At 69.5% G+C, this 21,507-nt stretch carries 20 protein-coding genes and 1 pseudogene; 11 read left to right on the top strand and 10 right to left on the bottom strand.

Annotated features, from left to right (window positions below):
- Positions 1 to 34 precede the first annotated feature (34 nt).
- Positions 35 to 571: pseudogene (locus AB0C87_RS16610) on the top strand (DUF6461 domain-containing protein); the annotation flags it as partial.
- A gap of 254 nt (positions 572 to 825) precedes the next feature.
- Here the strand turns inward: AB0C87_RS16610 and AB0C87_RS16605 are convergent.
- The 5 genes from AB0C87_RS16605 to AB0C87_RS16585 form a co-directional block, all read right to left on the bottom strand.
- Complete coding sequence (locus AB0C87_RS16605) at positions 826 to 2,373, bottom strand: M4 family metallopeptidase (protein ID WP_360578246.1); 1,548 nt, start codon at positions 2,371 to 2,373, stop codon at positions 826 to 828.
- Between the two features lie 427 nt (positions 2,374 to 2,800).
- Positions 2,801 to 3,781, bottom strand: a complete 981-nt coding sequence (locus AB0C87_RS16600; RefSeq protein ID WP_360578244.1) for a helix-turn-helix domain-containing protein — start codon at positions 3,779 to 3,781, stop codon at positions 2,801 to 2,803.
- A gap of 275 nt (positions 3,782 to 4,056) precedes the next feature.
- A complete protein-coding gene (locus tag AB0C87_RS16595) occupies positions 4,057 to 4,182 on the bottom strand; it encodes a zinc-ribbon domain-containing protein (RefSeq protein ID WP_345172356.1) in 126 nt (41 codons plus the stop codon).
- A 965-nt stretch (positions 4,183 to 5,147) separates the two neighbouring features.
- A complete protein-coding gene (locus AB0C87_RS16590; protein WP_360578242.1) occupies positions 5,148 to 6,749 on the bottom strand; it encodes an AMP-binding protein in 1,602 nt (533 codons plus the stop codon).
- Between the two features lie 106 nt (positions 6,750 to 6,855).
- Positions 6,856 to 7,506: a TetR/AcrR family transcriptional regulator gene (locus tag AB0C87_RS16585; protein WP_345172359.1), complete on the bottom strand. Its 651-nt coding sequence runs from the start codon at positions 7,504 to 7,506 to the stop codon at positions 6,856 to 6,858.
- Between the two features lie 118 nt (positions 7,507 to 7,624).
- Between AB0C87_RS16585 and AB0C87_RS16580 the strand changes: the two genes are divergently transcribed.
- From AB0C87_RS16580 to AB0C87_RS16540, 9 genes are read left to right on the top strand one after another with little or no spacing between them, the layout of a single operon-like run.
- Entirely contained in the window at positions 7,625 to 8,464 is an 840-nt protein-coding gene (locus tag AB0C87_RS16580) for an alpha/beta hydrolase (protein WP_360578240.1), read from the top strand.
- Complete coding sequence (locus tag AB0C87_RS16575; RefSeq protein ID WP_345172363.1) at positions 8,461 to 8,772, top strand: hypothetical protein; 312 nt, start codon at positions 8,461 to 8,463, stop codon at positions 8,770 to 8,772. The genes AB0C87_RS16580 and AB0C87_RS16575 overlap by 4 nt, the downstream gene beginning before the upstream one ends.
- Before the next feature lie 2 nt (positions 8,773 to 8,774).
- Positions 8,775 to 9,617 carry a hypothetical protein gene (locus tag AB0C87_RS16570; RefSeq protein WP_345172365.1) on the top strand — a complete coding sequence of 281 codons (843 nt, stop codon included), beginning with the start codon at positions 8,775 to 8,777 and terminating at the stop codon, positions 9,615 to 9,617.
- Positions 9,607 to 9,954, top strand: coding sequence for a non-heme iron oxygenase ferredoxin subunit (locus AB0C87_RS16565; RefSeq protein ID WP_345172367.1), 348 nt, complete (start codon positions 9,607 to 9,609; stop codon positions 9,952 to 9,954). Before AB0C87_RS16570 ends, AB0C87_RS16565 begins: the two co-directional genes overlap by 11 nt.
- On the top strand, positions 9,951 to 11,249 hold the full coding sequence (locus AB0C87_RS16560; protein WP_360578238.1) for an SRPBCC family protein: 1,299 nt from the start codon (positions 9,951 to 9,953) through the stop codon (positions 11,247 to 11,249). The genes AB0C87_RS16565 and AB0C87_RS16560 overlap by 4 nt, the downstream gene beginning before the upstream one ends.
- Positions 11,246 to 11,752, top strand: a complete 507-nt coding sequence (locus AB0C87_RS16555) for a 3-phenylpropionate/cinnamic acid dioxygenase subunit beta (protein ID WP_345172371.1) — start codon at positions 11,246 to 11,248, stop codon at positions 11,750 to 11,752. Before AB0C87_RS16560 ends, AB0C87_RS16555 begins: the two co-directional genes overlap by 4 nt.
- A gap of 13 nt (positions 11,753 to 11,765) precedes the next feature.
- On the top strand, positions 11,766 to 12,584 hold the full coding sequence (gene hcaB / locus AB0C87_RS16550) for a 3-(cis-5,6-dihydroxycyclohexa-1,3-dien-1-yl)propanoate dehydrogenase (RefSeq protein WP_360578236.1): 819 nt from the start codon (positions 11,766 to 11,768) through the stop codon (positions 12,582 to 12,584).
- On the top strand, positions 12,581 to 13,552 hold the full coding sequence (locus tag AB0C87_RS16545) for an LLM class F420-dependent oxidoreductase (protein WP_360578234.1): 972 nt from the start codon (positions 12,581 to 12,583) through the stop codon (positions 13,550 to 13,552). The genes hcaB and AB0C87_RS16545 overlap by 4 nt, the downstream gene beginning before the upstream one ends.
- Positions 13,549 to 14,736, top strand: a complete 1,188-nt coding sequence (locus AB0C87_RS16540; RefSeq protein WP_360578232.1) for an FAD-dependent oxidoreductase — start codon at positions 13,549 to 13,551, stop codon at positions 14,734 to 14,736. Before AB0C87_RS16545 ends, AB0C87_RS16540 begins: the two co-directional genes overlap by 4 nt.
- Before the next feature lie 378 nt (positions 14,737 to 15,114).
- On the opposite strand, the gene AB0C87_RS16535 is transcribed toward AB0C87_RS16540, so the two are convergent.
- The 5 genes from AB0C87_RS16535 to AB0C87_RS16515 all read right to left on the bottom strand — a co-directional run bounded on the left by AB0C87_RS16535 (position 15,115) and on the right by AB0C87_RS16515 (position 19,662).
- Positions 15,115 to 16,848 carry a SpoIIE family protein phosphatase gene (locus tag AB0C87_RS16535; RefSeq protein WP_360578230.1) on the bottom strand — a complete coding sequence of 578 codons (1,734 nt, stop codon included), beginning with the start codon at positions 16,846 to 16,848 and terminating at the stop codon, positions 15,115 to 15,117.
- Between the two features lie 420 nt (positions 16,849 to 17,268).
- Positions 17,269 to 17,655, bottom strand: a complete 387-nt coding sequence (locus AB0C87_RS16530; RefSeq protein WP_360578228.1) for an STAS domain-containing protein — start codon at positions 17,653 to 17,655, stop codon at positions 17,269 to 17,271.
- Positions 17,656 to 18,355: 700 nt separating this feature from the next.
- Positions 18,356 to 18,559 (bottom strand): cold-shock protein, encoded by a 204-nt coding sequence (locus tag AB0C87_RS16525; protein ID WP_345172382.1) that lies wholly within the window; start codon positions 18,557 to 18,559, stop codon positions 18,356 to 18,358.
- 288 nt (positions 18,560 to 18,847) lie between these two features.
- Positions 18,848 to 19,255, bottom strand: coding sequence for a hypothetical protein (locus AB0C87_RS16520; protein WP_353832873.1), 408 nt, complete (start codon positions 19,253 to 19,255; stop codon positions 18,848 to 18,850).
- A 62-nt stretch (positions 19,256 to 19,317) separates the two neighbouring features.
- The gene (locus AB0C87_RS16515) at positions 19,318 to 19,662 is read right to left on the bottom strand and encodes a hypothetical protein (protein ID WP_345172386.1); all 345 of its coding nucleotides are present in this window, start codon (positions 19,660 to 19,662) and stop codon (positions 19,318 to 19,320) included.
- Positions 19,663 to 20,133: 471 nt separating this feature from the next.
- Here AB0C87_RS16515 and AB0C87_RS16510 point away from each other — a divergent pair, with 471 nt between their 5' ends.
- Positions 20,134 to 21,021, top strand: coding sequence for a tyrosine-type recombinase/integrase (locus AB0C87_RS16510; protein WP_360578225.1), 888 nt, complete (start codon positions 20,134 to 20,136; stop codon positions 21,019 to 21,021).
- Positions 21,022 to 21,507: the final 486 nt, after the last annotated feature.

The raw sequence follows: 21,507 nt of genomic DNA, 5'->3' as shown, positions 1-21,507 counted from the left end.
CTTGGGGTAGCCGTCTTCGTGACGCGGCCTCACCGCGAGGCAGCTTTTGGACCGGATGGGTGCCGAATCGGCCACTTTGGCCCTGCGCGGCCAGGACGTCTTCCTCGATGAGTTCGGTGACGTCCTCTACGACGACGACGCCTACGTGGTGTCCGCCGGACGGTATGCGTCGTGGGCATGGGCATGGGCATGGGCGTGGGAGCACGGCAGTTGGTTGTGCGTCGAAGACGACGAACTGGTGCGCAGGGTCTCGGCCGACACGACAGCCGTGATGCTGCACGCCAACGAAAAGCCCATGGTCGAGTTCCGCTACGCCGAAGACGGGCGCCTGGTCACCGGCATCAACACCTTGCTCAGCCTCCGTCCCGAAGACCGCACTGGGAGCGAACCCCACCGCTTCGATGCCACACTGCGCGCACTGGAGGCCGACCCGGATAGCAACGACTACGGGCCCCTGGGGCTCCGCGGACTCTTCTATCGGGTCGCCGAAGACCTCGGCATCGGACTCCCGCACGAAGACTTGATCAAGACGCCCGTCTTCAGCGGACAGCTCCATCCTCGAACTCCGTGACCAAAACCGGCGAGGCTTTCACAACCGTCCTCACCGGCCCACACCGACTGATTCCTCACGAACAGTGACTCTTCACAAATTTGATCCAGAACCGCTTTTTGGCCGACGCACTTACGGTGATCGCCAGCTCGCACGTCACGCGCTCAAGGGCGGCAACCGCGATGACGGTGAACGATGAGTACGCCCGGTGCGGGCCCCCGCACCGGGCGTACCGGGAGGTCGTCAGTGACGTCCCACGTGCTGTGTCGGACGGATCAGCAGGTCGGCTCGCCGCTCTGCGCGGGAACGTTGATGGCGCTCCACGCGGCCTTCACCGCGTTGCACTCGGTGGTCGAGCCGGGGAACAGCTCCTTGGCCGCCTGGAGGGTCGCGACGCGGGCGCGGGCGTGGCTCCAGCTCGTCACCTTGCGGTTCAGGCCGCCCATGAAGATCTGGCCGGCCTTCTGGATGCCGATGCCCGTGACACGGGAGTTGTTGCAGGTCGGGCTGGTCGGGTTGCCGTTGGTCGGGTTCGAGCCCTCGGCGAGCAGGTAGAACCAGTGGTTCTGCGGGCCGGCCGCCGCGTGCACCTCGGTGCTCGGGATCGAGGACGAGTAGCAGTTCGGGTCGCCCAGCGCGGACGGGTTGTACATGTTGCGGATCGGGCCCTGGCCGACCAGGTCGACCTCCTCGCCGACCAGGTAGTCCGGCGGGTCGTAGGTGGAGGGCTCGTTCATGTAGTGCTCGGTCAGCGCGCCGAAGATGTCGCCGGCCGACTCGTTCATGCCGCCCTTCTCGTTGCCGCTGCCGCCGCTGGCGCCGCCGGGCGTGGTCTGGAAGATCGCGTGCCCGTTCTCGTGGCCGACGACGTCGACGGAGGTGGCCAGCTTGGTGTTCGACTGGTTGTGTCCGAAGTTGGTGTAGCTGCCGTTCCAGTAGGCGTTGACGTCGTTCAGACCCACGCGCGAGGGGAAGCCGCGGCCGTTGCCGTTGGTCCCGTTGCGGCCGAGCCATGCCTTGAGCATGTCCCATTCCTTCTGGACCGCGTACAACACGTCCACGCAGCCGGTCTCCAGGTTCGTCCCGCTGCCGTTGCCCCAGGCGCTGTCGGTGCCGGTGTAGGCCGAGCCGCCCTGGCCGCCGCACTGGTGGCCGGGACGCGAGGGGTCGGTCATGGACGTCGCCGCGGTGCTCAGGTCCACGGTGCCGTGGTAGAAGCTTCTGTCATCGGCGGCGTCGCGGACGTCGTCGAACGTCCCGACGACCTTGCCGGTCTTGGCGTCGACGAACACGTGCAGTTTCGTCTCGCCCTTCTTCTGGTGACCGGTGACGACCGTTTCGTAGACCAGGCGTCCCTTGCCTTCCGCCAGCACGGTGAGGCGGGGGGTGGAGACCGTGTCGACCTTCGCGACCTTGGCACGCGACACCGCGGCGGCCTGCGACGTCTTGATCGACGCCTTGACGCCGACGTTGAGCGTCGCGGTCTGGTTGACCGAGGTGCTCAGCACACCGCCGTCGGCGTTCGTCGTGACGACGATGTCGCCGCCGTAGACGGGCAGGCCGTCGTAGGTGCGCTGGTACTCCACGTACTGGAGGCCGCGCAGGCCCGAGGTGACGTTCGTACGGAAGATCTTGTCCTTCGGGGCCTTCTTGACCTCCGCAGGCTTGGCGGCCACGAAGGTGTCGGCCGAGACCGCCGCGAGCGTGCGAGGGTTCGGCTTGGCCGGGGTGGTGCGGGCGGTCGCTCCTGTGGCGGGGACGGACATCGCCACGGCGAGGCCGGCCGCCAGCGCCGCCGCCCCGATCGCGGTCTGGTGTCTCACAGGGGTGCTCCTTCCACGGACCCGACGGCACAGGGCGTCCGAAGCCTCACGTGGGAGCGGCCTGAGACGCCCTTGCCGCTGGGGGGATTGGGGACGAGTCGCTCATCCGGGATGAGCTGCCCCGAAGTGCACCTTGCCGGACTTGAACGTGTCAATACATTCAAAGCAGCATGAAATTTCACAAACCAAGAACTGAGGCACTGTATGCGAGCCAAATTCCCTGGTGAACATCATCCGGCCCGGCCCAGCGGAGTTACGGGCGGCACCGGACTCCGGTGATCAGAGGTTGGCCCTGAGTATCCGCGCAGCGACCTCGTCCATCTCCCGACGAAGCTTGCGCAGGCCGGGAAGACCGTGGGTGGCGGGCGTGGACCGCCAAAGCCGTCTTTTCGGAGGCCGAGTCTGGCCTCTGCAAAGGCTGGTGGCCCTACTTACGTGCGCGCCAATACTGCTCCTCCCTGTATTGGCGCGGAGACAAGCCGTAGGCGTCGCGGAACGCCTGGGTGAAGTGTTGCGGCCTGGAGAACCCCCATCGCGCCGCGATCTCGCTGATCCGACGGGTGGCGAGCAGCGGTTCGGCCAGGTCGCGGCGGCAGTGTTCCAGACGGCGTTCGCGGATCCAACCGGCGACCGTGCGGCCCTGCTCGTTGAACAGGTTGTGGAGGTGGCGCAGGGAGATGTGGTGGGCGGCGGCGATCGAGGCCGGCGACAGGTCCGGATCGCTGAGGTTCTGCTGGATGAAGGTGTGAATCTGGGCCAGGAGCGCCCGCCGGCGGGTGTGCAGCGGCACCGCGTCGCCGGCCTCCAACTCGTGGGCGAGGGCGGCGGTCAGAGCCTCCAGTGCGGGGGTGGACAACCTTGCCAGGTCAGTGGGGCTGTACTCGCCGATGTGCCGGGCGAGTTGAAGGAGGAAGGTCGAGGTGAGGGCCCCGACCCCCTGGGAGCCGGGAATCCGCACGGCGGTCAGGCGGTCGAGGTCCCGGGCCGGCAGCGGCAGCAGGTCGCGCGAGAATCGCAGCACCAGCAGACGAGCGACGGGGGAGTCCGTGGAGAGTGTCGCCGAATACGGCCGCGAGGTGTCGTAGAGAACCAGGTCGCCGACGCCGAAAGCCGTCTCCCGGCCGTTCTGCGTGGCGTTTCCCGCACCGTCCACGGCGATCCCGAGTTTGCACAGCCCGGGGTCGTCCTGGCGGATGAGCTTCGCCGTCCGGCGTATCACGTAGGGCGTCGTCGTCATCAGCGCGACCTGGAGAGAGCCCAAGTCCCAGATATCCATACGGGCTTGGAAACTCGTCTCCAGGTCCGGGTCGCAGCTGAGCTCGTAGGGAACCCAGGTCCGGGAACTGACCTCATGCCAGAAGGCGAACCGCTCGCCGGCCGCCAACCCGTTCGTGCTCACGGTGTGCATGGATGCTTTCAATCTTGGACGATTCACGTCCAGGAGCGGTCCTTTGCGTACGGACTCGCGACCTGCCCCTCAGGAGGCGCCCCTCGTCGCGATGAGGGTGCCAGGTTCCGCTGGTCAGAACTCCGGCAGGTCTCGGTGTGCAGATGCTTGTCCCTGATTGGCTTGCCGGCAGAGCCGCACACCAAGAAATGAGCTCCGACGCTCGTTGCAAGCAACGAACGCCGGAGCCGACTTAAAGGTAAAAGTAAAACGAGATGGCCCGGTGTGCCGCTACCTCAGCCGATCCGGGTGCCGCAGCTCTGGCAGACCTTGGCGTTCTCGCTGTTGTAAGTGCCGCAGGTGGGGCACGGGTACTGGTCGACGCCCATCGCCCGGCGGACGATCATCGCGATCTTGCGCATCGCTTCTCTCCTTTGATGATTCGCAGACGGCTTTTACCGCCAGCAATCCGAACTGTACACATCTGCGACTGTCGTCGGCGACGAGAAAGCGCTTCTTCGGTCATATCAGTGCAGAATGTGCACTCATCCGTAAGAGTCGTGCACGCATACTGAAGAGTGGCAATGGAATCGCTCTGCGGCGGGGGCGCAAGCCTGGCTCGTTGATGGCCGATAGGGCGATGAGCGGGGCGGGGGGCTGGAACCAGTTCACCGCCAGGCCGGTGTGCCAGGGCGGTGCGGCGCCTCGATGCGCAGCGAACAAAGCTTCTGGCGAGCGACGTGGGGGAGGCGGTCCAGGACGTGGCAGGCCGCAAGGAGCAGAGGGTGTTCGGTGTGATCGCTGGTCGAGGCGTTCTTACGCAAAGCGACGGCGAGGGCATCCGCTGGAACCGGATGCCCTCGCCGTGGGGTCCTGGGGGCCGAAGCCGCCGCTATGAGGATGGGCAGAAGACGTGCTCCATGGCCTTGCCCATGGCTTGGCCCGATCTGGAGTTGTCCTTATTGCTCAGGGCGGCCGAAATCGAGAGTTGGCGGTGGCCGTCCTCTGAGTAGAAGGTCATGGCGATGAGGCAGGGGCCCGCCCATGATGTAGTGGTCGAGTTTGCTCCATGAGCGCGAGAAGCTCCCCGTCGGATGGTATTCCTGGGGTCCGTCCCATGGTCGGGGTTGATCAGGTCGAGCACATGTTGCAGGTCGGCGATGGCCCGCCTGCGGCGTCGACGGCGACCACGACGGCCGCAAAGACCGCTACAACCCCGCCGACGCCATCCACTACCTGACACGCGACGTGTCGTCGAAGAGGGCCGCCCGCCATAGATGATCAGTTCCGCCAGTGTGTCCGGCCGGCCGAACGTTCCTACGCGCTGCGGGATCTCGCTGGCGGACCAGCCGAGGCGTGCGCTGGCTTGTTCGTCCGTGGAGATTTCTCAACCGGGTTCGGTGACCTTGGCGGCGCCTTCCGGTGTGTTCTCCGGCTCGGAGGACGTGAGCACGGGGTGTTTGCGCAGGGCGATCCGGTCGATCTTGTTGGCGGGCGTCCGCGGCAGTTCGGGCAGGATGAGGATCCGGGACGGCCGCTTGTACGCGGTGAGACGCTCGGCGCAGTGGCGTTCGAGTTCCTGGAGGTCGGGTGGCGTGTCCGGTGCGGCGGACACGAACGTGACGGGCCGCTCGCCCTTGCGCTCGTCCGGTACGCCGATGGTCGCGGACTCGACCACCGCGGGATGGGCGAGCAGCGTGTCGTCGATCTCGCGGGGGTAGACGTTGAAACCGCCCACAATGATCATGTCTTTCGCGCGGTCGACGATGCGCAGGTAGCCGTCATCGTCGAAGCGTCCGACGTCACCGGTGTGGAACCAGCCGTCCCGGTGCGCGGGGATGATCTCTCCGTCCAGGCCGCGGTAATGGCGCAGCATGTGAGGCGCCCTGACCCTGATCTCGCCCACCTCCCCGGCGGCGACGGGCGTGCCGGTTCGGAGGTCGGCGACCTCTACCTCGACGAGGGGGGAGGGAATCCCGACCGAGCCTGGGCGCGGTGGTCGCCCGACCGGGTTGTAGGTGATCGGTGCCAGTTCCGTCATCCCGTACGCCTCGTAGATCGGTAGCCCGGTGACCGCCTGCCAGCGTTCCTGCAGGTCGGCGGGGATGGCCGAGCCGCCGCCCTGGCAGAGGCGCAGCGCCGCCAGATCGGCGCGGGCGAGTTCGGGGGCCGCGAGGACGCCGCCGTAGATGGCCGCCGGTCCGCCGCTGAAGACCGTCGCGCGATGCCGCTCCAGTTCCGCGACGACCGCCGCGGGGACGAAGCGCGGCACCATCACGAGCCCGCCGCGGCGGTAGACGGCGTGCAGGAAACCGATCGCCAGGCCCCAGATGTGGAACATCGGCGCCACGTTGAGCCAGATCTCCTCGTCCGGACGCGTCGGCCAGCACAGCTCGGCGCCCTCGACCGTCGTCAGCAGCGTTTCGTGGGTGTACTCAACGCCCTTCGGCAGACCGGTGGTGCCGCCGGTGAACAGAAGAGCGGCCAGGTCGTCGGGGGCCGGGCCCTCCACCGGGGCCGCCGAGTCCGCGGGTCCGGCCCGCCGGAGATCGGCGTCGGCGACCGGCAGGACGTCCAGGCCCAGTTCGGCGGCGGACGCGAGCGGACCGGGTGCGGCCGCCTCCGCGTCGGTGAGGACGAACGCGGGTGAGGCCCCCTTCAGCAGCGGGACCAGCTCCGCCGGGGTGTAGCCGGGGTTGAGGCAGGCGATGCTCCCGCCCGCCGTCCACACCGCGAAGATCGCCACCGCCATGCGAGGGCTGTTGGGCATGGCGACCGCGATCGTCGCACCCCGCGCACCCGCCTCGGCGAGACGCGCGGCCAGACCATCGACCGCCCTGCCGTACTCGGCGTAGGTCAGCGTCTCGGCGCCGCACATCACGGCCACGCGGGCGGGGGCCAGGGCGACCGCTTCGCGCAGCGCCGCGACCATCGTCGCCGGCCGGCGCCCGCACGTGCTCGAGGGGACGGATCCATCCAAGGCAGGCATGGCTGCACTCCTCTCACCAGAGTGCGTTTTTTCTATCGGTCTATCGATAGAACGTCAATAGCCCAGCTCGGACGGGCCGGGCGTGGATGAGAGGAGGAGCCGCCGCTCAGTCCTCGGGCGGCAGGCCGATCAGGTCGCAGAACGCGGCGGAGACCTGTCCGGCGTTGAACTCGTCCGGCTTGTACCACCAGTGCATCCAGCTCATCATTCCGAGGATCCCCTCGCTGACGATGCGGGTCGGGTGCCCGGCCGGCAGGACGCCCTGCTCCTGCGCGCGGGAGACGACCTCCTCGACCCGGACGACGAAGTCCCGCTCGTGGCCGCTGACCTCACGGCCGACGTCCGCCGGCAGCGAGCGGAACTCCTTCCAGTACACGGCGAACGTTCGCTGGTTGAGGGCGAGGGAGCGGACGAAGGCGTCGATGACGCGACGCAGTTGCGTCGCGGGGTCGGCGGGAGCGGCGAGGGCGTCGTCCAGCGCTCTCGTGAAGTCGCGGTCGACCTGGCGGGCGATCTCCGACATGAGGACTTCCTTGGAGCCGACGTAGTGGTAGATCGTCGGCTGGCTCATCCCCGCGCGCTCGGCGATCTCCTTCGTGGTGCCCCGGTCGTAGCCGCGGACGAAGAAGACGTCGGCGGCGACGTCCAGGATCCGGCGCCGCTTGTCCTCCCAGTCGTCGTTCCGGCTGCCGGGCTTGCGCCCCGGACGCCTGCGCGTCGTGGCCTCGTCTCGTCGTGCGGTGTCCTCTGGAATCACGCTCCGATGCTAGCCGAATGATCGATCGGCCGATCGATCGCTTTGCGGCCCGGCGGTCCGGCTGCTACAGTCCCCAAAATAAATCGATTGACCGATCGAATGAATGGGAGGTGTCGTGGTGGGAGACCGACTCTTCGACCAGGGCGCCCAGGTGCGCCGGGTCCTCGCGGCCGGCCACGAGACCGCGTACCACGAGGCCGGGAGCGGGCGGCCCATCGTGCTGCTCCACGGATCCGGCCCAGGCGTCTCGGCCTGGTCGAACTGGTCCGGAGTGCTGCCCGCACTCGCTGCCGGGCACCGGGTGCTCGCGCCCGACATCGCCGGATTCGGCAGGACCCTGTTCCAGGAGGGGACCGAGTACGGGATCAAGCTCTGGACGCGGCAGCTCTTCGCGTTCCTCGACGCCCTGGACATCCCGTCCGCCGTGCTGGTGGGGAACAGCTTCGGCGGCGGCCTGGCGCTGGCCGCAACGCTGCGGGACCCGTCCCGCGTGGACGGCCTCGTACTGCTCGGCACGCCCGCCGGGACGTTCACGATGACCGAGGGGCTCCGGGCGGGCTGGCACTACGAACCCGATCCGGACGAGATGCGGCGCATCCTGCGGCTCTTCCCGTATGACAAGAGCCTCGTCACCGAGGAGATGGTGCGGGCGAGGTACGAGGCCAGCGCCGCCCCGGGCGCCCAGGCGGCCTTCCGGAAGCTGATTCCGGAACCCGGCCCCGGGGACACGCCGGTCAAAGGCGTCCCCGAGGACAGGCTCCGCGCGATCGCCAAGCCCGCGCTCATCGTCCACGGGCGCGAGGACGAGGTCATCCCCGTGGAGCTCGGCTGGCGCCTGGCCCGCTCGATCCCGGACTCCGAGCTTCACGTGTTCGGGCAATGCGGCCACTGGGTGCAACTCGAACGGCCCGCCGCGTTCACCGCCCTCGTCCGCGACTTCGCCGGGAGGCGGGCATGAGCCTGCACGGCGTCGAGAAGGCGCTCTACGACCTCAACGTCGACCGGCGCGCCCGGGAGACCTTCAAGGAATCTCCCGCCCGTTTCGCCGATCGTTACCGGCTGACCGGGGAGGAGGCGGCGATGCTGACCGATCGGGACGTTCGCGGCCTCGCCTCGCTGGCCGCCAACCCGATGCTCGTGTGGGGGTTCTGGCTGATGCTGGCGCCCGAGGGGGAGCGCGGTGCACCTGGCTATCTGGCCAGGCTGCGCGCCGAAACACCCGCTCGGCGACCCGTCCCCGCGTCCGGCGATTCAGAGGGAGACTGACCATGGGCAGCATCGTCGGCGGCTTCCTGCTGCCCCACGACCCGATGATGTTCACGCATCCGGACGCGCCGGACGCGCCGGTGCGCGAGCGCGTGCACGAGGCGTACCGGGAGATCTCCCGGCGGCTCGCCGCGCTGGACCCGACCACAGTGGTGATCATCGGCACCGACCACTACATCCTGTTCGGCCCCGGCTGCCTGCCGCAGTTGCTCATCGCGACCGGAGACCTGGACGGTCCGGTCGAGCGGCTGCCCGGCCTGGCGCGCGGCCCGCTGCCGGACAACGCGCCGCTGGCCCGGCACATCGCCGGGCACGGGCACCGGCACGGCGTCGACTGGGCGGTCGCACCGACGTTCACCGCGGACCACTCCGTGGTCATCCCCTACCATCTGGTCGCCGAGCCACTCGGGCTGCCGGTGATCCCCGTCTACCTCGCCTGCGGCGTCGAGCCGCTGCTGCCGCTCGCCCGCGCCGTCCGCGCCGGAGAGGCGATCCGGGAGGCCGTCGAGGCCGCCGGAGAGGACGAGCGCGTCGCCGTCATCGGCAGCGGCGGTATCAGCCACTGGGTCGGAACCGCCGAGATGGGCCGGATCGACTCCGGTTTCGACCGGATGGTGCTCGACCGCGTCGCCGCCGGCGACACCGCCGCACTGGCCGGCCTGGATGACGCCGAGATGCTTGCGGAAGCGGGCAACGGCGCACTCGAAGTGCGCACGTTCGTCGCGGCGATGTCGGCCGTGGGGCCCTGCCGGGGGGACGTCATCGCCTACGAGGCCGTCCCGGAGTGGATCACCGGCCTGGGCTTCGCCGAGCTGGTCCCGCTGGAGGCCGCCGATGTCCGCTGACCTCAAGAGCACCGGAGGCCGTACGGTCTTGTGCGCGGCAGACGATGTGCCTCCTGGGCGGATGCTGCGCGTCGTCACCGGCGACGCCGGGCCGCTGCTGGTCTCGAATGTGAACGGGACGATCCATGTCACCGACGACACCTGCACCCATGCCGAGGCGTCGCTGAGCGAAGGCGATCTGGAGGGAGGCCGGGTCGTCTGCCCGGTGCACTGGGCGGAGTTCGACCTGGCGACGGGCGAGGCCCTGTGCTTCCCCGCGTCCAGACCCCTCACCGTGTACAGGGCGGTCGTCGAGGACGGCATGGTCGTCGCGTTCCTCGCGCGGAGGTCGGCATGAGCGGCATGAACGACGAACTGCTCGCACTGTCCGGGCTGGACGACGGCTGGCTCGATCGCCGCGTCTTCTGGGACCGGGACGTCTACGAACTGGAGCTGGAGCGGATCTTCGCCCGGTGCTGGCTGTTCGTCGCCCACGAGTCCCAGCTGCCGAAGCCCGGCGCGTTCCTCACCACCTGGATGGGCGAGGACAACGTGCTCGTCGTCCGGCGGCGGGACGGCTCCATCGGCGCCTACCTCAACAGCTGTCCCCACAGGGGCAATCGCGTGTGCACCGCCGAAGTGGGGACGGCCCGCGGGTTCGTGTGCAACTACCACGGATGGTCGTTCGGCCTCGACGGCGGGCTCACCGGCGTGCACGAGTCCGCGGCCTTCGGCCGGGAACCGGGCTTCGACCGCTCCCGGCTCGGGCTCACCCCCGTGGCTCAACTCGACACCTACAAGGGATTGGTGTTCGCCACGTTCGACCCCGGCGCGCCGCCGCTGTCGGACTACCTCGGCGACTTCGCCTTCTATCTCGACGTGATCCTCGACAACGACGAGGGCGGCACGGAGTTCGCGGGCGGCTCGATCAAGTCCGTCCTCGGCTGCAACTGGAAGATCGCGGCGGAGAACTTCGCCGGTGACGCGCTGCACGCCGGCTGGACGCACGCGTCCGGCGCGGAGGCCATGCTCGGCCGCGGCGTCCCCGACCTGGGCGCGGAGGACGCCGAGAGCTACCACGTCAACGCGAACGGCCACTGCTGGGAGTTCAACCTGGACGGCGTCGGGAACGCCGCCACCCTCGGTGACCCACGGGTCGTGGCCTACCTGCGCGACCATGAGAAGCGCGTCGCCGAGCGGCTCGGCGACCTGCGGGCGCGGATGGTCGGCTCGATCAGCTCGGTGAACGTCTTCCCGAACTTCTCGTTCCTGCCCGGCCAGAACACCTTCCGGACATGGCAGCCGAAGGGGCCGCACCGCACCGAGCTGCACACCTGGGTCCTGGTGAACCGGAACGCCCCCCAGGATGTGAAGGACGCCTGGCGCAAGGGAGCGATGATGACCTTCTCTCCCTCCGGCGTCTTCGAGATGGACGACGGCGAGAACTGGGAGCTGGCCACCCGGTCCAACGCGGGCGTGGTGACGCGGAAGCAGCGGCTCTACTACGGCCTCGGGTCCGGATCGGCGATCGAGCACCCCGAACTGCCCGGCAACGTGCACCGCGGACAGATCAACGACGCCAACCAGCGGGCGTTCTACCGGCGCTGGTCGCAACTCCTTCGCGCCCGCACATGGGACGAGGCGGCGTCATGACCGCGATGGAGACGTACTGGGAGGTCCAGACCTTCCTCGCCTACGAGGCGCGGTTGCTCGACGAAGAGCGGTACACCGAATGGCTCGGGCTCTTCACCGAGGACGCGCACTACTGGGTCCCCGGCGTGGAGAACCGCGGCCGGTCCGATCCGGACGGTCCCTACGCGCCGTCCCGTATGGCCTACTTCGACGACACCCTCGAGGACCTGCGCCGTCGTGTCGTCCGCTTCACCGCGCCCACCGCGTGGGCGGAGGACCCGGCCACCCGGCACCTCCACGTCGTGTCCAACATCGAGGTGGAGCCGGCGGAGACGCCCGGCGAGCTGCTCGTCCGCTCGGTGATCGTCAACTACCGGGGCCAGGGCGACATCGACGCCGCGACCCTGTACGGGCGGCGCGAGGACGTCCTGCGCCGGGTCTCGGGCGAGCTGCGGATCGCCCGCCGGCTCGTCCTCCTGCGGCACGCGGTTCTCCCCGCCAAGAACATCAACACCTTCTTCTAGGAACCGGCACGACATGACGGCAACAGGTACAGGACGGCTCGACGGCCTGGTCGCGCTGGTGACCGGCGGCGGAAGCGGCATCGGCCGGGCCATCGTCGACCGCTACGTCGCCGAGGGAGCGCGTGTGGGCGTTCTCGAACGCGACCCCGGGCGGGCCGCGGCGCTCGCCCGCGATCACGGTGACCGGGTCACGGTCGAGATCGGAGACGTCAGGGAGCCCGAAGCCCACGCCGCGTCGGTGACCCGAACACTCGACGTCCACGGCCGCTTGGACGCCTACGTCGCCAACGCTGGCGTGTACGACTACTCGACCCGCTTCGAGGACCTCGGCGAGGACCGGGTCGCGGCGGGTTTCGCCGAGCTGTTCGAGACGAACGTTCTCGGCTACATGCTCGGCGCAAGTGCGGCACTTCCGGCACTGCGCGACAGCGGCGGATGCCTCATCTTCACGGTCTCCTCCAGCGGCTTGTACGCGGGCGGCGGTGGGGCACTGTACGTCGCGTCCAAGCACGCGGTGGTCGGGCTGGTCCGGCAGCTCGCCCACGAACTGGCCCCGGACGTCCGGGTGAACGGCGTCGCCCCAGGCGCGACGCTGACGGCACTCGGCGGGCTGGCCGCCCTCGGCAGCGCCGACCGGCGCCTGGACGCGGAACTGGACGGGCTCGACCGGCACATCCCGCTCGGCTTCGTCAGCGACCCCGCCGACCACGCCGGCCTGTACGTCCTGCTCGCCGACCCACGTGACTCCCGCTTCATGACGGGAGCCATCCTGCCGAGCGACGGCGGGCTCGAAGTCCGCGGTGCGGCACGTCGACCGAAAGGCGCCCGATGAACCCGAAGCTGACGGTATCGCTCGGGCTGTGGCAGGACAGGCCCGCACGCGAAGCCCTGGAAACGGCCGCCCTCGCCGACGAGCTCCGCTTTCCGGAACTGTGGATCGGCGAGATGGCCACGTACGACGCGTTCGCCCTCGCGGTCGCGGTGGCCGCCCGGACGTCCTCGATCATGCTGACGCCCGGGCCGCTGCCGGTCGCCGTCCGCGACCCGATGATGATCGCGATGGCGGTGGCGTCACTCGCCGATCTGACCGGTCGCGTCGCCGGCGTCGCGATCGGCACCTCCAGCCCGCACGTCGTGGAGCGCTGGCACGGCCGCGAACGGCGGGATCCTCCCACCGCGCTCGCCGAGTCCGCCGAGGTCCTGCGGCACCTGCTCGCCGGAGAGCGGGCCGGCTTCGAAGGCAGAACCGTTCGCGTCCAGGACTACCGGCTTCGGCTGCCGGCACCCCGCAGTCCCATCACGATCGCGGCGTTCGGGGCGGCGGCGGTCCGCGCGGCCGCCCGGCACGCCGACCGCATGGTGGTCAGCCTGGTCACGGCGGACTCGGCGGGACGGCTCGCGGCACGGCTCCGATCCGAGTCCGATGCGGCCGGCACCAGCGCACCACCGGTCGCGGCGTGGGTGCCGGTGGCCGTGGACGGGGGCGCGCAGGCACGTGAGCAGGTCCGCCGGGCCGTCGTCGGCTATCTTGCCGCGCCCGGATACGCGCAGATGTTCGAGGAGGCCGGCTTCGGCGACGTGGTCGCCTTGGCGCGCAGCCGCCCCCATCCGTCCGAGTTGCTCGCCGCCGTCCCGGACGAATTGGTCCACGCGGTGGCGGCGCTCGGCGGGCCGGAGGAGGTCGCGGCGCGGCTCGCGTCCTACGCCGTCGACGAGATCGCCGTCCTGCCGTGCTGCACCGAAGAGGACCCGGCAGGCGAGCACACCCTGCGCACTCTGGCCGCCTGGACCGGACCGTGAACCGGCACGTCCCCTGCAGGATCGTCATCGTGGGCGGCGGCCTCGCCGGGCACACCGCCGCGACCACTCTTCGAGCCGAAGGCTACGACGGTGAGCTGATCCTGCTCACCGACGAGCCGTGCCCGCCCTACGACCGGCCACCGCTGTCGAAGGAACTGCTCGCTGGGACGGTCGACGACACCACGCTGCCCACAGCACACGACATCGAGGTGCGCACCGGCTCCCGTGCCCTTCGGCTCTACCCTGACGCCGTCGAAAGCACGACCGGCACCGACCCCTACGACGGGCTCATCATCGCGACGGGCAGTTCCCCCATCAGGCTCGCCGATCCGTCACCCCACGTCCACGAATTGCGCACCGCCCTCGACGCGCTGCGTCTTCGCGAAGCTCTGCGCACCGCCTCCTCGGTCGCGGTCGTCGGCGCGGGCTGGATCGGCAACGAGGTCGCCACCCGCGCCGCCGCGCTGAACCTCAAGGTCACCGTGATCGACGCCGCGTCCGCCCCGCTCGCGCGGGCGATGCCCGCCCCACTCGCGGAACACTTCGTCCCCTGGTACGCCAACCGGGGGATCGACCTGCGCTTGGACACCCCGGTTGACGGGGCGGACGAACGCGGCGTGCGTCTGGCGGACGGCGGGCGCGTCGACGCCGATCTCGTCGTCATGGGTATCGGCGCACGCCCGGCCACCGGCTGGCTCCACGGCAGCGGCGTTCCGTTGGCTCCTGACGGCGCCGTCGAAGCCGACGCGACACTGCGTGCCGGCCCGGGCTCCGTCTTCGCCGCGGGGGACGCCGTCCGCTGGCCCTCCAGCTTGTTCGGTGACCGGCTCCGCGTCGAGCACTGGGACCACGCCGCAGCATCCGGCCGGACCGCCGCCCGAAATCTCCTCGGTCTCGGTGAGCCCTACGACCCGGTGCCCTACTTCTGGTCGGAGCAGCTTGGGCACCGGATCCAGTATGTGGGCCATCACCGTCCGGCGGACACGTTCGTCCTGCGTGGGAACCCCGCCGGTCGGGGCCCTTGGGCGGCCCTGTGGTTCCAGGGGCCGCGGCTGCGTGCCGCGCTCTCCATCGACGACCCGCGCACCGCGAGGGACGCGCGGCGCCTCATCGCCAGCCGAGTCCCCCTGTCCGCCGACCGGGCCGCCGACCCGGACGTCCGGCTGAACGAAACCGCCTTGTAATCACAGAAGACCAGTCGATCAAGGCCGAGGGAAGTCGATCGGGGAGCCACTCACCTGCGGAAACGTCAGGGGAGTCGTGCCGGGTCCGGGGGGCCGACCACGGTGGCTCCCCGATCGGCTCCCATGCCTCCTCCCGTCCAGGAGGGTCCTACGGCGAGCAAGATCGGGTTCGAAGCCTCTGGCTTCGATGGTGTAGGTGCTTGTCAGCGCGTGTCGATGGAGTCTGTGATGCGGCGCGCCTCCTGTCATGTCCACCGTGAAGACGCCGTCGGCAAGGGGATCCCGGCGGTTCGACACCCCTACAGACAGGCGGGTGACCACGGCCAGATCAGCGAGCTCCTGTCAGCGCATGCGCACGCCCGAGCCACCTTCGTGCCTTCATGCTGGGACGCGGAGGGCGAGGAGAGCGACGTCGTCCTCGCCGCTGAGCTCCATGCGCTCCAGGAGTTGGTCGCACAGGCCGGACACGGGGAGCCGGGCCAGGTGGGCGCTGTGGCGGCGAAGGCCGGTGAGGCTGTCGGTCAGGTCGGTGCCGCGGGTCTCGATGAGGCCGTCGGTGTAGAGCAGCAGGGTGGACAGCGGCGGCAGTTCGCGAGTGCCGTCGGGGCGGCCACCGGTGAGGGTGGGGTTGCCGAGCAGCATTCCGTGCTCTTCGAGGAAGGTCGTGGCGCCGTCATGGGTGATCAGGAGCGGCGGGGGGTGGCCCGCGTTGCACCAGCGCAGGTGCCAGGATCCGGCGGTGGTCCTTTCGACGCGGGCGAACACGGCGGTGGCGAGTTCGGCGTCGCTGACGGCGTCCATCACCGCGTCCAGGCGCTCCAGGACGGTGCTCGGGGGCGCGGCGAGATCCCAGGCCAGGGCCCTGAGCATGTTGCGGACCTGCGCCATGCGGGACGCCGCGCGCAGGTCGTGGCCCATGATGTCGCCGATGACCAGCCCGGTGGCGCCGTCGGCGAGAGGGAAGGCGTCGTACCAGTCGCCGCCGACCCAGCTCGCCAAGGCGGCGGGCAGGTACCGGGCCTGGAGTCGCAGGTCGTCCGGCTGGGGCAGAGGGGTGAGCAGGCTGCGCTGCATGGCCTCGGCGGTGTTCCGCTGGGCGGTGTACAGCCGGGCGTTGGCCAGGACGAGTCCGGTGCGGCGCGCGATGTCCTCCACGACGAGCCGGTCGTCAGGACCGTAGCCGTGCCGGGGGCGGGAGTAGCCCAGGGTCAGCGCGCCGTAGGTCTCGCCCCGGGCCGCCAGCGGGGTGATGATCACGTTGTGGGCGTCCATGGTCTGGAAGAGCTCGTGCTGCGCGGCGGTGAGCGGCTCGTCGGAGTACGGCCGGGCATCGTCGCCACTGATGACCATGGTCGGGGCGCCGTGCAGCACTCGCGCGAGGGGACCGCGCGGGGACCGGGGGAGTGGCGGCAGCGGCCCCTCCAGGCGAGCGATGTCGGCGGGGGAGAAGTCGCGGTGGGTCGCGGCCATCCGCTCGACGCGTCCGTCGGGGACGAGCAGGTCGACCTCCGCCCAGTCACCGAGCGCGGGGACCGCCAGCCGGACCAGCCGCCGCAGCACCTCGTTCTCGTCCAGGGTGGACGACAGCACCGTGGTGATCTCGGCGACCAGAGCCAACCGGGAGTTGGCCCGCCGCGCCTGCACCATCCGGTCGTGCTGTTCCCGCTCGATCCGGAGCCGCTCGGCCGCGTCCTGCAGCACGATGACCGCTCCGGTCACCGTCCCGGCCTCGCGTTCCTCCGCGCCCGGCTCGCCGGCGTAGACCGGCGCGGATGACCAGGAGAGCGTCACCGAATGCCCGTCGCGGTGGGTGAAGGAGTCGCCGTCGGCGTGGTCGGGGACACCGGTCCGCAGCGTCCGGAGAATGCGGCAGTCCAGCCGCGGAGGGAGATCGCTCTCGGAGGCGCGGTGCAGGAACCGCTCCACCGGTCTTCCCAGCGCCTCTTCGGAGGAGTGCCCCAGCAGATGCCGGGCCCAGGGATTCCAAGCCGTGATCCTGCCGGACGCGCTGACGGCCACGATCGCCGAGTTCATCGCCTCGACCAGGCCGGCGGGGTCCGCCCCGCCCCGGTCGTGCGGCTGCCCGCTCATCTGCTCCTCCTGGTCGGACATCAGGATCCCTGCCCCTCGTGGCCACCGGAACACCTCGGTCCCGCAGGTGCATGGGCCGATCTGCCGGCGGCCCGCTCCTCGGAGGCGTCCCCGGTACCGGTGCACCGCGCGGTCGCCTCCGCTCGGCCGGTTCAGGAGACGATCAGAGAGACGACGGCGATGACCGTGCAGACGGCGGCCAGCGCGATGGCCATGCCTGCGGCGAGGCCCTTCACCAGCGCGAGGTAGTCGTCTTTCATCGTCATCGGCTCGCCTCGGAGTTCGATGGACCTCTCGGCTGGCCGCCGGTGGGGGAGAGCGCTCGACGAGAGATCACGTTTCCGCCCGACCAGTGAACGTCCCGCGCTGTCCGGTACAACCGGCCTGGCCGGACACGGTGCGCTCTGGCCGCCATGCCCGTGGCGTCCAGAGTCCCGGCGGTCATGCCGCGGCCTGGACCGCCGGGGTCGCCTGGACCACGAGTACGCGGTCCAGGCCCGTGAGGTGGAGGAGTTCGGTGAGTTGCCGGTTCGCGGCGCCGAGGCGGACGGTGATCCCGAGGCCTGCGGCGCGGTGCTGGATGCCGACCAGGACGGCGAGCCCGGCCTCGTCACAGGACGACACCTCGCCCAGGTCGAGTATCAGCAGCCGACCGCTGGGACGCAGCAATCCCATCAGGTGCTCGCGCAGCGCCGGCGCCGCGGAGGAGCTCAGGTGGCCGTGCAGCGCGACGATGGTGTGGCCGGGGCGCCGGCGGGGGGGTACCCGCCTCTCGACGGCCGTCGCGGCCGGGCCACCGGCAGCGGACGCGCCGCTCAGGGTGCTCATTGGTGATCTCCGATCACGGAACGCCCTACCGGGCCCGGGAGGTGGGCGACGAGTGACACCGGATCGTGCGGCACGGGGGCGGGCGTAGACGTCACGGGAAGCGAGGATCTCACCGCAGCACATCGCCGGTCAGGGCCGCCGTCTGGGAACCTGTGCGAGTCGAGCACTGTGCGGGCCATTTCGAGGCCCCGTTCTCGGTCCGTCGAAGACCGGATCGTGATCGCCGAAGACGGCGCCGGCATGGCGGCCCGCGCACGAAATGCCCTCGGTGCCACCGAGCCTACGCCACCGGGCACCCCCTGGACAGGCCGCCCTCACGCTGACCCCGGCGGAAACGGGGACGTTTCCCTGTCACTCTCCAAACCCGATCACCACAGATCAGGTTCGCGCAACGACCTTCATGGGCGGATCCGGCGGACGGCGAAGCGCCTGTCACGCCTGCACGACCACGATCAACGAGCCCGCCTACTCACGTGCCCAGGTCGCCCCAGTGACATGGGTTCAGCACCTGCGGGTGGGCCAGGGATCGCCTTAATTCGCCGGCGTCAAATCCTCACCACCAAAAAGGCGAAGAAGGAAATGCGCTGGCAACCTTTCCCAGGCGATCAGGCCGATTTAGCGTATTTCACCGGATCGAGCCGAGGGGCAGGTCCGCAAAAGCGGACCCGCCCCTCGGCTCGATCGTTCTCCGTGCGCGTTGTTAGAGCGCGCGGACCAGGTCGGCCTGCATGCCCTTGGGGCCGCGGATGGAGGTGAACTCCACCTTCTGGTCCTCTTCGAGGGTCCGGAAGCCGTCGCTTTCGATCACCGACTGGTGAACGAAGATGTCGGCGCTGCCGTCATCGGGGGCGATGAACCCGAAGCCCTTGTCGGGGTTGAACCACTTCACGGTTCCCTGAGTCATTGGATGTCTCCTTCGGACGGGTGCGGATCGACGCGGTCGCGTTGATCCGGGCTGCTGGCCGTACGCCCGTCTGGAGTGACCCAAAATGACGAAACGCCCGCTGTCGGAACTATGCGGGCGTTTCCACGTTCGCAAAACTCGACTACAACCATTGCTGCCCACACTACACCACAGCCACAGACCCCCAGCGATTTCCCGCATTCCACCGAGGTGGCGGCGGCCCCCGCACGGTGATGACGGGTTCTGGCGAGGTGATCGGACGTCTGAGACAGCCCGGACCCGTCCGGGTCAGATCGGGAGTCGGGCGCGTCCGCGGGCAGCGGTCTGGCGGACCCGGTGAGCGGCCCGATGGCGGCACGTTCGTCGGCGGTCGGCGGTATGCCGGCGCCACAGCCATACCCCCACCGCTGCGGCGGCTGCTGCGACGAACATCGCCGCCGCTCCGCGGCGGATCTTGAGCGGAGTCGGGCTCTGGTCGGCGGAAAGGCCGGGTAGACGAGAGGGGCCGACGGCTTCGGCCAGTTTGCCGATCCGGCCACGGAGTGCCTGGGCCGGTTGCCATGCGCGGTCGGCGGCGGGCTTAGCGTCCGGCCGGTCGGTGGGGACCGCGGTGTCGCTGTCCGTGTCTGCGGGGATGGGGGCGTTGGGGCTGGTTGCGGCTGTGCTCGGCGTGTTCTTGGTGGGGTCGGTGTCCATGGGGGTGGTTCCTTTCAGTGAGGGATCGGGGGCGAATCGTGGAGCTGAGGGGGCGGGGCAGGTCAGTGGTCGATGGCGGGGCTGTCCGGCCGGCGCCAGACGAAGGTGCGGGTGTACCAGATGCCAGGGCCGTTGTGAGCGCGGCGGTGCCCGTAGACGATGGCGATGATGTGGCGGCAATCTTCTTCGGCGAGGGTGCCGTCATCGGCTTCAGGCCGCTCGGGTCCGCGTTGTATCTGGATCAGGAGCAGGCGGTCGGTTGGGCGTAGTTCGAGACACAGTTCGATCTGGCCGGCTACGCAGTCGACCGGGCGGGCGGCCAGTTTCCGGATCGAGGACGCCGCCTGCCAGGCCAGGCTGTCGGCGGCGGCGCCCAGATCCCACTGCCTGAGCGCGGTGCGGATCACTCGACGGGTCCGGGCAGCCGCCCAGCGCGTGCCGGGCAGGTGCCATCGACCAGCGTGCACCATCGGTTGGGGGCCGTCGGCGGAGTCGTCGGACCTGCTGGTCACAAGTCCGCTGTCACAGCACGGGGCCTGACGCCGAGGGGCGCGAGTCCGGCGTTCAGGTAGCGGCCCGGCTCGGGCCGGCCGCAGGGACGGGACGGCGGCACCGCCGCAGATGTGCGATGGGCGACCGGTCCACGCATTGGGGGTCGGGGCGTGTCGCTGGGGTCCTCGCCGGGGCGATCTGGGTCACGGGCAGGATCCTGACAATGGAGCACATCTTTTCTGGCGGAGTTGGGGCCGCGCGACGGGTCAACCCCAGGGGCGGAGATGTCGTCGTTTCCGGATATGCTCACTCTATCAGCGACTTCTGATATTGGCTAATATCAGAAGTGAAGTCCGACGGGAGTTCCTGAGCTTGAGGGGGAAGTGGTGGCAGGTCGCCGTCAGCAGGTATCCGACGCCTACCTCGGCGTCCACACCGACTACGCCGCCGCCCTGGCCGACACGGCGCTGGACGCTGCCACCCGCCGTGCCTACGACTCCCGCGTCCGGGTGTTCCTGGCCTGGCTACAGGACGCTGCGAACCTTGCCGACGGTGACCCCCTGACCGACCCGCAGGTGCGCGACCTCAGCGCTCGCGAGTACAAGACCTACCTCAAAACCGTCCTAGGCCGCTCAGACAACACCGTCAACGCCCACCTCACCGCGCTGGACCGCTTCTACGAACACCTCGGACTAGGCAAGGCCGGCGTGAGCCGCACCCGCACTCCTCGCCGAGCCCCCCGCGCTCTGACGACCCCCCAGCAGCAGCGGTACCTGGGCGCGGTCCAGCGCCGCGCTCTGGCCCGCGATCGGGTGATCGGACGGCTGCTGCTCTACTGCGGACTGCGCGTCTCCGAGCTGGTCGCCCTGGACACCGGCGACGTGCCACTGTCGGCACGCCAGGCCAGGGTCGGTGTCCGTTCCGCCGAGAATGAGATCTCCCGCGAGGTCCCGCTAACCGACGCCGCAACATGCGACACCGTCGCATCCTGGAAGAGCGAACGAGCCGCCTGGCCCGGCGCCGACACCCCCGCCCTGCTGCTCAACCGCCGGGGCGGGCGCCTGTCGGCGCGGGCCGTCGATCAGATCCTCGACGAGGTCGCCCTTGACGCCGGCCTGACCGACCAGGACGGCAATCCGACCGTCTCAGCACACGTCCTGCGGCACACCTTTGCCACCAACCTGCTGCACGCCGGAGCAGACATCGTCAGCGTCGCCGAACTGCTCGGCCACACCCGCCTGGACACCACCCGGCGCTATACCCAGCCCGGATAGCGCCCACCCGCACCGACCTCCAAGGCGCCAGCGAACCCCACCCTTTCTAGGTCGCTGGCGATCCACATTCTGGACAGAAACTGGCCCGGGGTCCTTGTCGCCGACGATGCTGGCATCTTTATTGGCCTAGAAGCATTGAAAAAAGACATAATGGAAACGATTTATCGGGGCACCCCGCTCCGGACGCCGCCGACCCGAGAACCGGACTGCCTAGACCTGGATACGTTTATGTATGGGATGCCGGTCGCGTTGTCGGCCCGGGGGCGGGCCTTGCTAATGGTGGTGGCGATCTGACGCGGATCACGGTAGTCCCCAATAATGGTAGGGTGGTTACTGCCTTTCCGCCTAAATGCTATGGGGCAGACCATGAGGGCTCCCTGGTTGGCTCCCCAAACCCCGCCTAAGAGGCTTCTACTATGAGCAAGATGACGGTCCGAGGCCTCTTCGTCCCGGATGGAACGCGGGTGTTCGTCCGTGCGTATCGAT

It is taken from the genome of Actinomadura sp. NPDC048021, from assembly GCF_040653135.1.
GTDB lineage: Bacteria > Actinomycetota > Actinomycetes > Streptosporangiales > Streptosporangiaceae > Spirillospora > Spirillospora verrucosospora.
The sequence above is the reverse complement of the archived record's forward strand: the minus strand, read 5'-3'. Positions and strand labels throughout refer to the sequence as shown.

Excerpts from the sequence above, each read along its gene's own strand:
- AB0C87_RS16600 (WP_360578244.1), bottom strand. The coding sequence starts at position 3,781 with ATGCACACCGTGAGCACGAACGGGTTGGCGGCCGGCGAGCGGTTCGCC.
- AB0C87_RS16595 (WP_345172356.1), bottom strand. The coding sequence starts at position 4,182 with ATGCGCAAGATCGCGATGATCGTCCGCCGGGCGATGGGCGTCGACCAG.
- AB0C87_RS16590 (WP_360578242.1), bottom strand. The coding sequence starts at position 6,749 with ATGCCTGCCTTGGATGGATCCGTCCCCTCGAGCACGTGCGGGCGCCGG.
- AB0C87_RS16575 (WP_345172363.1), top strand. The coding sequence starts at position 8,461 with ATGAGCCTGCACGGCGTCGAGAAGGCGCTCTACGACCTCAACGTCGAC.
- AB0C87_RS16570 (WP_345172365.1), top strand. The coding sequence starts at position 8,775 with ATGGGCAGCATCGTCGGCGGCTTCCTGCTGCCCCACGACCCGATGATG.
- AB0C87_RS16565 (WP_345172367.1), top strand. The coding sequence starts at position 9,607 with ATGTCCGCTGACCTCAAGAGCACCGGAGGCCGTACGGTCTTGTGCGCG.
- AB0C87_RS16560 (WP_360578238.1), top strand. The coding sequence starts at position 9,951 with ATGAGCGGCATGAACGACGAACTGCTCGCACTGTCCGGGCTGGACGAC.
- AB0C87_RS16555 (WP_345172371.1), top strand. The coding sequence starts at position 11,246 with ATGACCGCGATGGAGACGTACTGGGAGGTCCAGACCTTCCTCGCCTAC.
- hcaB (WP_360578236.1), top strand. The coding sequence starts at position 11,766 with ATGACGGCAACAGGTACAGGACGGCTCGACGGCCTGGTCGCGCTGGTG.
- AB0C87_RS16545 (WP_360578234.1), top strand. The coding sequence starts at position 12,581 with ATGAACCCGAAGCTGACGGTATCGCTCGGGCTGTGGCAGGACAGGCCC.
- AB0C87_RS16535 (WP_360578230.1), bottom strand. The coding sequence starts at position 16,848 with ATGTCCGACCAGGAGGAGCAGATGAGCGGGCAGCCGCACGACCGGGGC.
- AB0C87_RS16530 (WP_360578228.1), bottom strand. The coding sequence starts at position 17,655 with ATGAGCACCCTGAGCGGCGCGTCCGCTGCCGGTGGCCCGGCCGCGACG.
- AB0C87_RS16525 (WP_345172382.1), bottom strand. The coding sequence starts at position 18,559 with ATGACTCAGGGAACCGTGAAGTGGTTCAACCCCGACAAGGGCTTCGGG.
- AB0C87_RS16520 (WP_353832873.1), bottom strand. The coding sequence starts at position 19,255 with ATGGACACCGACCCCACCAAGAACACGCCGAGCACAGCCGCAACCAGC.